Annotated in this window: 13 protein-coding genes and 1 tRNA gene; 8 read left to right on the forward strand and 6 right to left on the reverse strand. The window is 69.6% G+C overall.

Going from position 1 to position 14,515, the window contains the following annotated elements:
- The first annotated feature begins 20 nt into the window (after positions 1-20).
- From pheS to H8N03_RS26560, 8 genes are all read left to right on the forward strand, one after another.
- Positions 21-1,079: a phenylalanine--tRNA ligase subunit alpha gene (gene pheS, locus H8N03_RS23520; RefSeq protein WP_187078668.1), complete on the forward strand. Its 1,059-nt coding sequence runs from the start codon at positions 21-23 to the stop codon at positions 1,077-1,079.
- A 4-nt stretch (positions 1,080-1,083) separates the two neighbouring features.
- Positions 1,084-3,501, forward strand: coding sequence for a phenylalanine--tRNA ligase subunit beta (gene pheT, locus H8N03_RS23525; RefSeq protein ID WP_187078669.1), 2,418 nt, complete (start codon positions 1,084-1,086; stop codon positions 3,499-3,501).
- Between the two features lie 51 nt (positions 3,502-3,552).
- Positions 3,553-3,882 carry an integration host factor subunit alpha gene (locus H8N03_RS23530; protein ID WP_187078670.1) on the forward strand — a complete coding sequence of 110 codons (330 nt, stop codon included), beginning with the start codon at positions 3,553-3,555 and terminating at the stop codon, positions 3,880-3,882.
- 132 nt (positions 3,883-4,014) lie between these two features.
- Entirely contained in the window at positions 4,015-4,467 is a 453-nt protein-coding gene (locus tag H8N03_RS23535) for a MerR family transcriptional regulator (protein WP_187078671.1), read from the forward strand.
- A gap of 82 nt (positions 4,468-4,549) precedes the next feature.
- Positions 4,550-4,626: transfer RNA gene (locus H8N03_RS23540), tRNA-Pro, on the forward strand.
- Between the two features lie 79 nt (positions 4,627-4,705).
- Positions 4,706-5,596: an adenylate/guanylate cyclase domain-containing protein gene (locus H8N03_RS23545; protein ID WP_187078672.1), complete on the forward strand. Its 891-nt coding sequence runs from the start codon at positions 4,706-4,708 to the stop codon at positions 5,594-5,596.
- 2 nt (positions 5,597-5,598) lie between these two features.
- Positions 5,599-6,711 (forward strand): type VI secretion system-associated FHA domain protein, encoded by a 1,113-nt coding sequence (locus H8N03_RS23550; protein WP_187078673.1) that lies wholly within the window; start codon positions 5,599-5,601, stop codon positions 6,709-6,711.
- Positions 6,712-6,775: 64 nt separating this feature from the next.
- Complete coding sequence (locus H8N03_RS26560) at positions 6,776-9,097, forward strand: serine/threonine-protein kinase (protein WP_187078674.1); 2,322 nt, start codon at positions 6,776-6,778, stop codon at positions 9,095-9,097.
- A 20-nt stretch (positions 9,098-9,117) separates the two neighbouring features.
- Here the strand turns inward: H8N03_RS26560 and H8N03_RS23560 are convergent, their stop codons facing one another.
- From H8N03_RS23560 to gtdA, 6 genes are all read right to left on the reverse strand, one after another.
- The gene (locus tag H8N03_RS23560; protein ID WP_187078675.1) at positions 9,118-9,669 is read right to left on the reverse strand and encodes an NUDIX hydrolase; all 552 of its coding nucleotides are present in this window, start codon (positions 9,667-9,669) and stop codon (positions 9,118-9,120) included.
- A gap of 53 nt (positions 9,670-9,722) precedes the next feature.
- Positions 9,723-10,775: a TRAP transporter substrate-binding protein gene (locus H8N03_RS23565; RefSeq protein ID WP_187078676.1), complete on the reverse strand. Its 1,053-nt coding sequence runs from the start codon at positions 10,773-10,775 to the stop codon at positions 9,723-9,725.
- A gap of 78 nt (positions 10,776-10,853) precedes the next feature.
- Complete coding sequence (locus H8N03_RS23570) at positions 10,854-12,170, reverse strand: TRAP transporter large permease (RefSeq protein WP_187078677.1); 1,317 nt, start codon at positions 12,168-12,170, stop codon at positions 10,854-10,856.
- Entirely contained in the window at positions 12,167-12,643 is a 477-nt protein-coding gene (locus H8N03_RS23575; protein ID WP_187078678.1) for a TRAP transporter small permease, read from the reverse strand. Before H8N03_RS23575 ends, H8N03_RS23570 begins: the two co-directional genes overlap by 4 nt.
- Positions 12,644-12,754: 111 nt before the next feature.
- On the reverse strand, positions 12,755-13,456 hold the full coding sequence (locus H8N03_RS23580; protein ID WP_187078679.1) for a fumarylacetoacetate hydrolase family protein: 702 nt from the start codon (positions 13,454-13,456) through the stop codon (positions 12,755-12,757).
- Positions 13,453-14,508, reverse strand: a complete 1,056-nt coding sequence (gene gtdA / locus H8N03_RS23585) for a gentisate 1,2-dioxygenase (protein ID WP_187078680.1) — start codon at positions 14,506-14,508, stop codon at positions 13,453-13,455. The genes H8N03_RS23580 and gtdA overlap by 4 nt, the downstream gene beginning before the upstream one ends.
- Positions 14,509-14,515: the final 7 nt, after the last annotated feature.

Below are 14,515 nucleotides of genomic sequence, written 5' to 3' on the forward strand. Positions count from 1 at the left end.
GCTAGCCCTGTTTTTTTCGCATGACCCAAGAATTCGATTCGATCGTCGTTTCGGCCCGCGAGGCCTTCGGCAAGGCCGCCACCCCGGCGGAGCTGGAGAACGCGAAGGCGCAGTACGTCGGCAAGTCCGGCCGCATCACCGAGCTGATGAAGGGCCTGGCCGCCCTCTCCGTGGAGGAGAAGAAGACGCGCGGCGCGGCGATCAACCAGGCGAAGCAGGCGATCGAGGCCGCCCTCGGCGAGCGCCGCCAGGCCCTCGCGGACGCGGAGCTCGAAGCGCAGCTGAAGGCCGAGGCGCTGGACGTCTCGCTGCCCGGGCGCGTGCGCGAACCCGGCGGCCTGCACCCCGTGTCGCTCACCATGGAGCGCATCGAGCGGATCTTCGCCAGCATGGGCTTCGACGTGGCCGACGGCCCCGAGGTCGAGAGCGACTGGCACAGCTTCACGTCGCTGAACAACCCGCCCAACCACCCGGCGCGCTCGATGCAGGACACGTTCTACGTGGACATCGACGGCGACGACGGCATCCCCTACAACCTGCGGCCGCACACCAGCCCGATGCAGGTGCGCTACGCCCACCAGCACATCAAGCGCTACGCCGAGGCGGTCGAGCGCGGCGAGCCCATGCCGGAGATCCGCGTGATCGCCCCCGGCCGCACCTACCGCGTGGACAGCGACGCGACGCACTCGCCGATGTTCCACCAGTGCGAAGGCCTGTGGCTCGGCGAGAACGTGAGCTTCAAGGACCTGAAGGTCGTCTTCACCGACTTCTGCCGGACCTTCTTCGAGAGCGAGGACCTGGCGCTGCGCTTCCGTCCCAGCTTCTTCCCGTTCACGGAGCCGTCCGCCGAGATCGACATCCAGTTCCAGAGCGGGCCGCTGGCGGGCCGCTGGCTCGAAGTCGCCGGCTCCGGCCAGGTGCACCCGACGGTGGTGCGCAACATGGGGCTGGACCCCGAGAAGCACATCGGCTTCGCCTTCGGCATGGGCCCGGACCGCCTGACCATGCTGCGCTACGGCGTGAACGACCTGCGCCTGTTCTTCGACGGCGACATCCGTTTCCTGAAGCAATTCCGCTAAAGACATGCAATTCCCCGAGTCCTGGCTGCGCGCGTTCTGCAACCCGCCGCTGTCCACGCAAGAAGTCGCCGACGTGCTCACCATGGGCGGGCTGGAGGTGGAGGACCTGCGTCCGCTCGCGCCGCCCTTCACCAGGGTCGTCGTGGGCGAGATCAAGGAAGCCGTGCAGCACCCCAACGCCGACCGCCTGCGCGTGTGCCAGGTGGACGTGGGGCAGGGCGCGCTGCTGAACATCGTCTGCGGCGCGCCGAATGCGCGCGTGGGCATCCGCGTGCCGACGGCGCTCGTGGGCGCCGAGCTCCCCCCGGGCGGGGACGGCAAGCCCTTCGCCATCAAGCTGGGCAAGCTGCGCGGGGTGGAGAGCCAGGGCATGTTGTGCTCGGCGCGCGAGCTGCAGCTGAGCGAGGACCACGGCGGCCTGCTCGAACTGGCGGGCGATGCGCCGATCGGGAAGGACATCCGCGAGGTGCTGAACCTCGACGACCACGTCTTCACGCTGAAGCTCACGCCCAACCTCGCGCATGCGCTGTCGGTCTACGGCGTGGCGCGCGAGCTGTCCGCCTTGACGGGTGCGCCCCTGATCGAGCCGAAGTTCGAGCCCGCGCCCGTGAAGCACGACCAGAAGCTGAAGGTGAAGGTCAGCGCCCCGGACCTCTGCGGCCGCTTCTCCGGCCGCGTGATCCGCAACGTGGACACGAAGGCGAAGACGCCGCAGTGGATGGTCGACCGCCTCGCCGGCTGCGGCCAGCGCAGCGTGACGGCACTCGTCGACATCTCCAACTACGTGATGTTCGAGTTCGGCCGTCCCTCGCACATCTTCGACTTCGACAAGATCCACGGCGGCCTGGACGTGCGCTGGGGCCGCAAGGGCGAGCAGCTCAAGCTCCTGAACGGCAACACGATCGAGGTGGACGAGAAGGTCGGCGTGATCGCCGACGACAAGGCGGTCGAGTCGCTCGCCGGCATCATGGGCGGCGACGCCACGGCCGTCTCCGACGACACGAGGAACGTCTACGTCGAGGCCGCCTTCTGGTGGCCCGAAGCCGTGCAAGGGCGCTCGCGCCGCTTCAACTTCTCCACCGACGCCGGCCACCGCTTCGAGCGCGGCGTCGACCCCAGCCTCACCGTCGAACACATCGAGCACATCACGCGCCTGATCCTCGAGATCTGCGGCGGCGAGGCCGGCCCGATGGACGACCAGGTGGCGAAGCTGCCCGAGCGCAAGCCGGTGCAGCTGCGCGTCGCCCGCGCGGCGAAGGTGATCGGCATGCCCATCACCGAGGCGCAATGCCTCGACGCGTTCCGCCGCCTGCAGCTGCCCGCGAAGGCGCAGCAGGGCGTGATCACGGTCACGCCCCCTCCCTACCGCTTCGACCTCGCCATCGAGGAAGACCTCATCGAGGAGGTGGTGCGCGTCGTCGGCTACCAGCAGCTGCCCACCACGCCGCCCCTGGCCCCGATCACGGCGAAGCTGCCGCCCGAGAACCGACGCAGCCGCTTCGCGGTGCGCCGCCTCCTCGCCGCGCTGGGCTACCAGGAGACCATCAACTTCAGCTTCGTCGAGGAACACTGGGAGAAGGACCTCGCCGGCAACCCCGACCCGATCCAGCTGCTGAACCCCATCGCCAGCCAGATGAGCGTGATGCGCTCCTCGCTGCTCGGGTCGCTGTTGCAGGTGCTGAAGTTCAACCTGGACCGCAAGGCCGAACGCGTGCGCGTCTTCGAGCTCGGTCGCGTCTTCGTCCGCGATGCCTCGGTGCAGACCACCGACACGACCGTGCGCGGCGTGCGCCAGCCCATGAAGGTCGCGGGCCTGGCCTACGGTTCTCCGGACGGCCTGCAATGGGGCCGCAAGGCGGCGGCCGTCGACTTCTACGACATGAAGGGCGACGTGCAGGCGCTGCTCGCGCCGCTGCAGGCGGAGTTCGCGCCGGGGGCGCACCCCGCCATGCATCCGGGCCGCTGCGCCGCGATCCGCATCGGAGGGCGCGAAGTCGGGGTGGTCGGCGAGTTGCACCCCCGCTGGCGCCAGAAGTGGGAACTGCCCCACACGCCGCTGCTGTTCGAGCTGGACCTCGATGCCGTCACCGCACGCGAGGTGCCGCAGTTCGAGTCCGTGCCGCGCTTCCAGCCGGCCGAACGCGACATCGCCGTCATCGTGGGCGAGAAGGTCACCCACGACCAGCTGCTCGCCGCGATCCGCTCGGCGGACACGGGCGGCCTGCTGCGTGACGCTTTCCTCTTCGACGTGTACAAGCCGCAGCAGGCGACGGCCGGACTCGCGCTGCACGAGAAGAGCCTCGCCGTTCGCTTGACGCTCGCCCGCAGCGACGCCACACTGACCGACGAGCAGATCGATGCGGCCGTGCGCGCGGTGGTGGAGCGGGTCACCGCGCAACTCGGAGGCCGCCTGAGGGGATAAAGGACGATGGCCGAACTCGCAACAACAACAGCTCTCAAGCAAGAGGACATCATGGAGTTTGCGGTCGAGAGCCTGGAGACGCCTGCGCTCACCAAGGCGCAGCTGGCGGAGCTGCTGTTCGAGCAGATCGGGCTGAACAAGCGCGAATCCAAGGACATGATCGATGCCTTCTTCGACCTGATCTCCGCGAGCCTCGTGGAAGGCAAGGACGTCAAGATCTCGGGCTTCGGCAACTTCCAGATCCGCACCAAGGCGCCCCGGCCGGGCCGCAATCCGCGCACGGGGGAGGCCATCCCCATCGAGGCGCGGCGCGTGGTGACCTTCCACGCCAGCCACAAGCTCAAGGAACAGATCCAGGGCAACGGCAACGGGGCGGAATAAGCCCGCCCGCCGCCCGGCTGTCGCTGCAGCGCGACCGCACGGCCCGCCCGCAACATCCTCCGCCGGGCCGGCTTTGCAGTTCCCACCACTTAGAGTAACCTCGAAGCTTCCTCTCCTAGTACCTTGATTTCAATGGAGAAAGGCCTCCCGGCAATCCCCGCAAAGCGCTACTTCACCATCGGTGAGGTCAGCGAGCTCTGTGGCGTCAAGCCCCACGTGCTACGGTATTGGGAGCAGGAGTTCACGCAGCTTCGGCCCATGAAGCGGCGCGGCAACCGGCGCTACTACCAGCACCACGAGGTGCTGATGATCCGGCGCATCCGCGACCTGCTGTACGACCAGGGCTTCACCATCAGCGGCGCCCGCAACAAGCTGCAGGAAATCGTGCAGGTCGAGCGCGACAAGCGCCGGGCCGGCGAGGTCATGCTCGATGGCGTGGAAGTCATCGAGGTCGAGGAATCCACCTTCGGCGAAAGCCAGTTCGAGGACGCCGCGCCGGAAGAGCGCGACGCCATCACCTACAAGCTGCAGCAGCTGAAGCGCGAGCTGTTCGAGATCCGCGATCTGCTCAGTTCCGTCCACTGACCGCGGCTGCGGCGCATGCTGCAAGCAAATTGTCGGGAACATGCCGGAACCGGCTTCCGCGCCCGGCTATAATCGTGGGCTTCGGCGTGTAGCGCAGCCTGGTAGCGCACTTGCATGGGGTGCAAGGGGTCGCGAGTTCGAATCCCGCCACGCCGACCACAAAACGGAAAGCCGGTTCGTCCCGCAAGGGCGAACCGGCTTCTTCGTATGCGTTGCCCTCGTTGCATAATGGTCGCGCATGGCCTCCGTCGTATTCGCTGACCTGGTTGGGAGCACGGGCATCTTCGAGCGGCTCGGCGACGAGACCGCCGGGCGCTTCGTCACGACACTCACGACGGCGCTGGCCAAGATCTTCGAGCAGCACAAGGGCCGGGTGGTCAAGCTGCTCGGCGACGGCCTCTTCGTCGTCTTCTCCAGCGAGGAACAGGCGCTCACCGCCTGCATCGCCATCCAGGAACGCCTGCAGCAGAAGCCCGTGCGCCCCGGCGGCACCGGCCGGCCGGTGCAGATGCAGATGGGGATCGAGTCCGGCGAAGTCGTCGAGATCCAGGGCGACTGCTACGGCGACGCCGTCAATTGCGCGGCGCGCCTCGCGGACCTCGCCGGTGCCGACCAGATCCTCACCACCCAGCGCGTGCGCGACGCCCTGCAGCCGGAGCAGCAGGAGAAGCTGCGCAGCCTCGGCCCCATGTACCTGCGCGGCAAGGCGGAGGTCACCGAGGTGTACCGCGTCGAGTGGCAGCCGGAGCGCGACGCGGAGGCGACGGTGATGGGCGTGTCGATGTTCGGCCAGCCCGCCGAAGCCCACCTCCAGATCACCATCGGCGACCAGACGCGCCGGCTGCAGTCGCGCGGCGATTCGGTCACCATCGGCCGCTCCGCCACCGCGGACATCAACCTCAACGACTCGCGCGTGTCGCGCGCGCACGCCACGGTGGAATGGCGCGGCGGCCACTTCGTGCTGAGCGACGCGTCCAGCTTCGGCACCTGGGTGTACTTCGGCAACCATCCGGAACCCGTGGTCCTGCGCCGCACCGAGTGCTACCTGGTCGGCGCGGGACAGATCGCCTTCGGCTGCGACCGCAACGCCGACGCGGCGCCCATCGCGAACTTCTCGATCCACAGCTAGCGATGGCGCTGGACCTGCACATCTCCGGCCCCGGGCTGGATGTCCACCGCCGGCTGGAGCGCGGCGAACCGGCCCTGGTCCTCGGGCGCGACAACGACTGCGCCGTCTGCCTGCCGGACCCGGAACGCAACATCTCGCGCCGCCACCTGAGCGTGTGGAACGAGGGCGACCTGCTGCACTTCCACGTGCTGTCCGTCGTGAACGGCGTCGACGTCGCCGCGGGCGAGTTGCCGCCGGGCGCGCGCGGCGTGCTCGGGCCGGGCGAGGTGATGGCCTTGTCCGCCTACCGCATCGTCGTCGCGCCCGTGGTGCCCGTGCACGTTCCGGACACGACGATCCCCGGCGAGGTCGATCCCTGGACCGAGTTCGAACGCGCGGCGGCGCAGCTCGTGCCCGACGCCGGCCCCGAGACGATCCCCGCCAACCTGGATGCCGACGATCCTTTCGGCGACTGGGGCTTCCAGAGCACCTTCGGCCCCGGCGCGCCCGGCGGCACGCTGAATGCGGACGACCTGCAGCCGGCGACGGACCTGGAGCCCTTCCTGCGCGGCCTGGGCGCGGGCGCGCCGGACGCCTTGACGCGCGGCGAGCTCGAGGCCCTCGGGCGCGTGACGCGCATCGCGGCGCAGGCACTGCTCCAGGCCGCGCAGGCCGCGGCCGTTTCGCGCCGGGACGTGCGCTCCGAGGACCGCACGCTGGCGGAGCCGCGCGAGCTCAACCCGCTGCGCCTCGAAGGGCCGGTGGAGGACAAGCTGGACTACCTTTTCGGCCGGCATCCGCCCCGCGGCGGCCTGCTGCCCCCCGACCGCGCGATGGCGCAGCTGGCCACGGAACTCGTCGCGCACGAGCAGGCGATGGCGGAAGCGGTGCGCGAGGCCGTGCGCGCGACGCTGCAGGAGTTCGAGCCCGAAGCGCTCAAGAAGCGGCTGCTGGGGGGCGGCGCGCGCATCTTCGAATCGGCGCGGGCCTGGGACGCATTCGTGCGCGATTACGCCGAGCGGCAGTCCAGCGGGGACGAATGGGTAGGGCAGCTGCTCGACCGCCACTTCGCGCGGGCGTATGCCCGTGCCCTCCTGCGTGCGAAACGCACAACGGGCCGTAACGAAGGGGCCTGAACTCGGCCTTGTAAAGAAGGGCGGGGGCTAGAATGCGTTTCCACGTGTATCCCATGGCGCAGATGTGACTCTGAAGAAGCTGGGACGGTACGAAGTGCTCCGTGTCCTCGGCAAGGGTGCCATGGGCGTGGTGTACGAAGGCCGCGATCCCAACCTGGACCGCCGCGTCGCCATCAAGACCGTCAAGGTCGAGAACCTCTCCGAGGAGGCGGCCGCGGAATACGAGCACCGCTTCCGCACGGAGGCGCGCTCCGCCGCGCGCCTGCAGCACCCCAACATCGTCAGCGTCTACGACTCCGACCGCGACGGCGACGTCGCCTTCCTGGTCATGGAGTACATCCAGGGCGACGACCTCAAGCACCACCTCGACCGCGGGGTGCGCTATTCGCTGGAGCAGTCGCTCAAGATCGTGCGCGACCTGCTCAGCGCGCTCGACTACGCGCACAAGCAGGGCATCGTCCACCGCGACATCAAGCCCGCCAACCTGCTGATCGAGCCGGGCGGGCGCGTGAAGCTCACCGACTTCGGCGTGGCGCGCATCCAGGACTCCGGCGAGGCCACGCGCACGCAGGGCAGCATGGTGGGCACGCTGAAGTACATGGCCCCCGAGCAGGTGCAGGGCCAGAAGATCGATTCGCGCGCGGACCTCTTCTCCGTCGGCGTGGTGCTGTACCAGCTGCTCACCGACAAGCGCCCCTTCGACGGCGACAACGACTTCTCGATCATCCACCAGATCATCGGCCACCACCCGCCGCCTCCGAGCTCGGTGAACCCGCGCCTCCCTGCGGCGCTGGACGCCGTGGTGGCGCGCGCGCTGGCCAAGACGCGCGAGGAACGCTTCGCCACCGCCCGCGACTTCGCGGTGGCGCTGCAGGCGGCGATCCGCCGCGCCGAGGACCAGACGGTGGTCCCGCCGCTGAATCCCAACCGCCGGCAGGAACCGGGCTCGCGACCGCTCACGCGTCCCGGCACCGTCCCGCCGCAGCCGGGCCTGAGCACCGCGCCTTCCATCGGCGGGGCGAGTTCGGTCACGCAGGAACTCGAGCTGGTCTACTGGAAGGACGTCAAGGACTCCGCCGACGTCGAGGACCTGCAGGGTTTCCTGGACAAGTTCCCCGACGGCATCTACGCGGACCTGGCGCGGCGCCGCCTGCGCAAGCTCGTGGGGGGCGACTCCACGACGGTGATCGGCACCAGCACGCCGGCGAACGCGACCACGCCCAGCCGCCCCGCCGCACCGCCCGCGGGGGCCTATCCGGGCACGGGCAGCACCTTCGCGACGCAGTTCCCGGACAACGAGGCCACGCGCCTGCGCACGGACACCTCGCGTCCCGCGGTCGGCGCGGACCTCTCGCAGCCGCGCCCCGCCCAGTGGGTCCAGGAGGAGTTCACCAACACGGTGATCCAGAAGGCGGCTGCGCCGGCTCCGGTGCCCGCGCAGGCGGCAGCGCTGGCGCCCCCTGCGCCGGCCGCACAGCCCGCTGCCGCGACGCCGTTGCAGCCGGGTGTCGCCAAGGCAGCGACGCTCTCCAGCGCGGCGGCCGCCGCCTCTTATGCGGCCGCCGTCGGCGCGGCCCTGTCCCCGGGCAAGCGCCCCGCCGCGGAGCCGGAATCGACCCCGGCCGAATCCGAGTTCCCGGCCACCGAGATCATGCCGCCGGCGCCTGCGCCCGCAGCGGCGCCGCGCGCGCGCCGCGTGGCCGACGACGATACCGACAGCCTGCCGCCGCCGCCCGCGAAGAAGAAGCTTCCCGTGGCCGTGCTCGCCGGCGTCGGCGCGATCGCCGTCGCGGGCCTGCTCGCCGTGGCGCTCACGCGCGGCAAGGCGCCCGAAGCGCCTCCGCCGGCCGACGTGCCCGTGCTGGCCGCGCCCGGCGCGCCGGCCGGGAGCTCCGGCACCGCGGCGGCGCCGCCGCCGGCGCCCGTCGACGTTCCCGCACCGGCGGCGCCGCCCGCCGCCACGCTGGCTGCCGCTGCCAACCCGCCGGACACGCCCATGCCCGCGGCGCCGCCTGCCGCGGCACCTGCAGCGAAGGCCGCGGCGCCGGCCGCCGCGCCGCGCAAGGCGGCGAGCCAGCCGGCGCGCGTGGCCCGCGCGACGACCCCCGTGGCACCCGAGCCCGTGCGCCCGGCGTCTCCCGCGGCGCCCGCACGCGTCGATCCGGAGCCGGTGCCCAAGCCGCTGCCGCCGCCGGTGGCCAGCAACGGCAATCTCGCCGCCGTCGACCAGTGCCGCGACAAGTTCCTGCTCGCCAAGGAGTCCTGCCTGGCCGAGAACTGCGCCAAGCCGGGCGCCCGCAGCCATCCGCTGTGCGTGAAGCACCGCGAGGAAGTGCGCCTGCGCGAGGAAGGGAAGGTCCGCCAGGGGCCCCAGCAGGCGCCCTGACGCGGCTGGAGCCCGGGCTCCTAGACGATGTCGAAGGCGTGCACGCCGAAATGGCCGCGTGCACGGTCCTCGAAGAAGCGCTGCAGCGTCTCCTTCACCGTGCGGAAGGCGATCTCCTCCCAGGGGATCTCGTCCTCGCGGAAGAGGCGCGCCTCGATGGTCTCGAAGCCCGGGTCGAACACGTCGCTCAGGAGCCGCGCCCGGTAGAACAGGTGCACCTGGCCCACGCGCGGCACGCTCAGCACCGTGAAGAGGCCTTCCATCTCGATCTGCGCGCCGGCTTCCTCGTGCGTCTCGCGCGCCGCGCCTTCGGCGGTGCTCTCGCCGAGTTCCATGAAGCCCGCGGGCAGCGTCCACTTGCCCCAGCGCGGCTCGATGTTGCGCTTGCACAGCAGCACGCGGTCGTCCAGCCACGGCACCGTGCCGACGACGTTCAGCGGGTTCTCGTAATGGATGGTGTCGCACGCCGGGCAGACCGCGCGCTCGTGCGTATCGCCGTCGTCGGGCACGCGGTAGACGACGCCGGCGCCGCAGTTGCGGCAATGCTTGATGGGGCTGCGCAGGACGGTCACGACATGACGAGGGCTCCCGCAGGAGCCCTCGTGGGGAATGGACTGCTTCGAGTTTACGCCTTGGTCGTCTTCATGTGCTTGTCGATGAGCGCGCGCGCGGTATCGAGCAGCTTGCGGCCGTCGTGGCCGCGCTTGTTCATGTCCTCGACCCACTCCACCTCGATCTGCCGCGAGCGGCGGCGGAACTCCTGCGCCTCGGCGGCGCTGACCTTGAAGATGGTGTTGCCGCGGTCGCTGGCCGCCTTGCGCCCCGCCGCGTCGCCGCCCTGCTGCACCTTGCCCAGCCAGGCGGAAGTCGCCATGCCGGAGTTGGCATCGATGATCTTCTTCAGGTCCGGCGGCAGGCTGCCGTACTTGGCCTTGTTCATCGCCATCACGAAGGTGGTCGTGTAGAGCGAGCCGCCGGCGGGATCGAACTCCGCGTGGTACTTGGTGAGCTCGTGCACCTTCACCGAAGGCACCACCTCCCACGGGATCACGCAGCCGTTGATGGTGCCCTTGGACAGCGCGTCGGGGATCTGCGGCAGCGGCATGCCCACCGGCGTGGCGCCGAGCGAGCCCACCAGCTTCGTCACCTGGCGCGTGGGCGCGCGCACCTTCAGGCCGCGCATGTCGCCGACGCTGTGCACCGGCTTGTCCGCCGTGTGGATCACGCCCGGGCCGTGCACGTGCAGCGCGATCACCTGCGTCTCCTTGAATTCGTCCGGCGCGAGCGTCTGCACGTACTCCCAGTACGCCTTGGACGTGGCCTCCGCATTGCTCATCATGAAGGGGAGCTCGAACACTTCCACGCGCGGGAAGCGGCCTGCGGTGTTGCCGGGGAGCGTCCAGACGATGTCGACGACGCCGTCGCGCGCCTGGTCGTACAGCTGCACCGGCGTGCCTCCCAGCTGCATGGCGGGATAGGCCTCGAACTTGATGCGGCCGCCGGAGTCCTTCTCCACCTTGTCCATCCAGGCCTTGTGCATGTTCAGCCACACGTTGGACGTGGGCGCCATGAAGGTGTGGAACTTGAGCGTGACCGACTGCTGCGCGAAGCCGGAGAGGGCGGAAGCGCCGAGCGCCGCAGCGGCGCCGGAGCGGAGGATCGTTCTGCGTTGGACCATGGCGGGGACTCCCAAGGGTGAAAGCCGCGGAACGGTACTCCAGCGCTGCGCGAGCGAGTAGGGGGCTTTCCCGCAGCGCTATCCCACGTATTTCACCAGCCACAGCGAGATGGATGGGAACAAGAGCAGCACGATGGTGCGGATCGTGTCGCTCACGAGGAAAGGCATCACGCCGCGGTAGCTCTCCCAGATCGGGATGTCGCGCGCCATGCCGTTCACCACGTACACGTTCAGTCCGACCGGCGGCGCGAGCAGGCCGAAGCCCACGGTCATGAGCACCATGATCCCGAACCAGATCGCCGTGTATTCCTTGGACATGCCGAAGTCGAGCGACATGACGAGCGGGAAGAAGATGGGGATCGTCAGCAGGATCATGGACAGTTCGTCCATCACCGCGCCCAGCACCACGTAGAACAGCAGGATGGCCGCGACCACGGCCACGGGCGCCAGTCCCCAGCCGCTCACGACGCTGGCGAGTTGCGCGGGCACCTGCGTGAGGGCCAGCGCCGCGTTCATCACGTCGGCGCCGATGAAGATCATGAAGATCATCGCGGAGCCTTCGGCCGTGGCGTAGAAGCAGTGCTTGAACTTCTGCCACGTCATCTCGCGCTTGAGCAGCGCCGCGACGAAGGTGGACGCGGCGCCGACCGCCGCACCTTCGGTGGGCGTGAAGAGGCCGCCGTAGATGCCGCCGAAGACCAGCACGAAGATGAAGGCGATGGGCACCACGCCGCCGAGGGCGTGCACCGTCATGCGCGAGGCTTCCTCGTGCTCCGGCGCGTGCCCGGGCACGAGGCGCACGTAGATCGCGATGGCGATCATGTAGCCCACCATCGCGATCACCCCCGGTACCATGGCGGCGGCGAACAGCTTGGCGATGTTCTGTTCCGCGAGGATGGCGTAGATCACGAGCGGCACCGAGGGCGGGATCAGGATGCCCAGCGTGCCGCCGGCGGCGAGCGTGCCGGTGGCGAGCCGGCCCGAATAGCCGTGGCGCTTGAGTTCGGGCAGGGCGACCGAGGTGATGGTCGCGGCCGTCGCGACCGAGGAGCCGCAGATCGCGCCGAAGGCCGCGCACGCCATCACGGCCGCCATGGCCAGTCCGCCGCGGAAGCGCGACATGACCGCGCTCGCGAACTCGAACAAGGCCTTGGAGATGCCGCCCTGCGTGGCGAACTGCCCCATCAGGATGAACAGCGGGATTACCGACAGGTCGTAGCTCGCGAAGCGCGCGAAGGCCTGCGTGTTGAGGAAGTTCTCCAGCGGCGCGAGGCCCGCCTGCAGCACGTAGCCCACGCAGCCGGCGATGAACATGGAGATGGCGATCGGCGTGCGGATCGCCATCAGCACCAGCATGACCCCGAAGATGAGTCCGCTCAGGGCCAGGGGGCTCATTCATGCACCTCCGTCCCGAACCCGAACACGCCTTGCCAGATGCCGATCACGGCGGTGAGGACCAGGGGCGGCACCATGCAGGCATACACGATCCACTCGGGGAAGCCGAGCATCATCGTGGTGGACTGCGCGCGCCACGAGCTCAGGCCGCCGATCGCCGCGCGCCACGCGAGCAGGGCGACGGCGAGCCCCAGCAGCAGGGCACCGAGCCGGTCGAGGCGCGCATTGGTGCGCTCGCTCGCCTTCGCGGTGAAGAAGTCGACGATGATGTTGCTGCGCCTGGCCTGGCACCAGGGCAGGAAGAGGGCGATCGCCGCGCCCGCCGCCACCCCCGTGAGCTCGAAGTCGCCGACCAGCGTCGTGCCCGTGGTGTTGCGCCCGATCAGGCTGGCGCAGGTCATGAGGGTGATGCCGGTGAGGATGAAGCCGGCGAGGATGGCGCAGAACTTCGCCAGCGATTCCAGGACGCGCAAACGGGACTCCTCTTCGTTGTGTTTTTCGAGGGCCGCGCGCGTCGGACCGCGCGGCGGGGCGTGCCGCGCGATCATAGCGGCCGCCGTGCAGGCGGCCGCGGGGGGAAACGATCAGGCGCCCTGGACCTTCACCGTGATGCCGGTGAGGTTGCCCACGCCGCCCACGAGCGTGTCGCCCGCCACCACGGCCGCCACGCCTTCGGGCGTGCCCGTGTAGATCAGGTCGCCGGGCGCGAGGTCCCACGCGGCGGAGATGTGCTCGATGATCTCGCCGATGTTCCAGATCAACTTGGACACGTTGCTGCGCTGGCGGTCCTTGCCGTTCACCTGCACCCAGATCTCGGCGTTCTCGATGTCGCCCGCCTGGTCCGCCGGCGTGATCGGGCCGATGGGCGCCGACTCCTCGAACGACTTGCCGATCTCCCACGGGCGGCCGAGCTTCTTCTGCTCGCCCTGCAGGTCGCGGCGGGTCATGTCCAGGCCCACGGCGTAGCCGAAGATGTGCTTGCGCGCGTCGGCGGCCTTGATGTTCTTGCCGCCGGTGCCGATGCACGCGACCAGCTCGATCTCGTGGTGCAGGTCCTTCGTCAGGCTCGGGTAGCGGATGGTGGCCGTCTCGCCGGCCGGCACCACCACCGTGGCATCCGCGGGCTTGAAGAAGAAGAACGGCGCCTCGCGGCCGGTGAAGCCCATCTCCTTGGCATGCTCCACGTAGTTGCGGCCCACGCAGTAGATGCGGCGCACGGGGAAGCGCTCGGCGCGGCCGACGACCGGCACGGACACTTGCGGTGCGGGGTTGAAGACGTAGCTCATGACAACCTTTCTTCTCTGTGGATGCCCAGGGCCTCGTGCACCGGGCGGTCGGAAAAACTGAACAGCACGCAGCCGGCACGGCTGGAGAGGCGCGCAGTGTGCCACGACGGCACCACGAAGTGATCGCGCGGGCCGAAGGCGTAGCGGGATTCGCCGCGCTCGCCGGTGATGAGCACTTCGCCTTCGCCTTCCACCACGCTGTACACGGCGCCATCGGTCTGGCGCCAGCCCTGGCCCTCGAAGCCGGCGGGCAGGCGCTGCATGAACGTGCCGATGGTCGGCATCGTCCAGCCGCCGGTGAGCGGGTTCACGTAGCGCAGCTTGAAGCCGTCCCACGCGTCGACGGGACCGTGGCGCTCCAGCTGCTCCAGCGCCTCGCGGCTGCGCTCGTAGGGATAGCTGAAGATCGGCGAGGTCTTGCCGAAAGGCGGGTCGTGGCGCACCGGCACCATGTTGTGCCCGTAGCGCGCGAAGCTCGCGCCTTCGGGCCGTGTCACCTGCTGCGACTTGCTGGTGTCGTTCTGCGCGAAGCCCGCGTCGAAGAAGCGCAGCATCGGGATGTCGAGGCCATCGAGCCACACGACCGGTTCGTCGGCCTCGTGGCCGTGGTCGTGCCAGGTCCAGCTCGGGGTGATGATGAAATCGCCCGGCTGCATGGTGGTGCGTTCGCCGTCGACGGCGGTATAGGCGCCGCGGCCTTCGACGATGAAGCGCAGCGCGCTCTGCGTGTGCCGGTGGCTGGGGGCGACTTCGCCGGGCAGGATCAGCTGCAGGCCCGCGTAGAGCGACTGCGTGATGCACGACTGGCCGCGCAGGCTCGGGTTCTCCAGGATCAGCACGCGCCGCACCGCTTCTTCCGCCGTGATCGCGTCGCCGGCGCGCATCAGGAAGGGGCGCACCTCCTCGTACTTCCAAAGCGCGGGCACGCAAGGCGTCTTCGGGCTCGGCGGCACCAGCGCATGCAGCACCTCCCACAGCGGGGTGAGGTGGTGGCGGTCCATGTCGCGATAGAGCTGTTCGCGGACCTGCGCGGTGGGGATGGCTGCGTTCATGGAGACT

The organism is Ramlibacter cellulosilyticus (assembly GCF_014297465.1).
GTDB lineage: Bacteria > Pseudomonadota > Gammaproteobacteria > Burkholderiales > Burkholderiaceae_C > Ramlibacter > Ramlibacter cellulosilyticus.

Excerpts from the sequence above, each read along its gene's own strand:
- pheS (WP_187078668.1), top strand. The coding sequence starts at position 21 with ATGACCCAAGAATTCGATTCGATCGTCGTTTCGGCCCGCGAGGCCTTC.
- pheT (WP_187078669.1), top strand. The coding sequence starts at position 1,084 with ATGCAATTCCCCGAGTCCTGGCTGCGCGCGTTCTGCAACCCGCCGCTG.
- H8N03_RS23530 (WP_187078670.1), top strand. The coding sequence starts at position 3,553 with ATGGAGTTTGCGGTCGAGAGCCTGGAGACGCCTGCGCTCACCAAGGCG.
- H8N03_RS23535 (WP_187078671.1), top strand. The coding sequence starts at position 4,015 with ATGGAGAAAGGCCTCCCGGCAATCCCCGCAAAGCGCTACTTCACCATC.
- H8N03_RS23545 (WP_187078672.1), top strand. The coding sequence starts at position 4,706 with ATGGCCTCCGTCGTATTCGCTGACCTGGTTGGGAGCACGGGCATCTTC.
- H8N03_RS23550 (WP_187078673.1), top strand. The coding sequence starts at position 5,599 with ATGGCGCTGGACCTGCACATCTCCGGCCCCGGGCTGGATGTCCACCGC.
- H8N03_RS23565 (WP_187078676.1), bottom strand. The coding sequence starts at position 10,775 with ATGGTCCAACGCAGAACGATCCTCCGCTCCGGCGCCGCTGCGGCGCTC.
- H8N03_RS23570 (WP_187078677.1), bottom strand. The coding sequence starts at position 12,170 with ATGAGCCCCCTGGCCCTGAGCGGACTCATCTTCGGGGTCATGCTGGTG.
- H8N03_RS23580 (WP_187078679.1), bottom strand. The coding sequence starts at position 13,456 with ATGAGCTACGTCTTCAACCCCGCACCGCAAGTGTCCGTGCCGGTCGTC.
- gtdA (WP_187078680.1), bottom strand. The coding sequence starts at position 14,508 with ATGAACGCAGCCATCCCCACCGCGCAGGTCCGCGAACAGCTCTATCGC.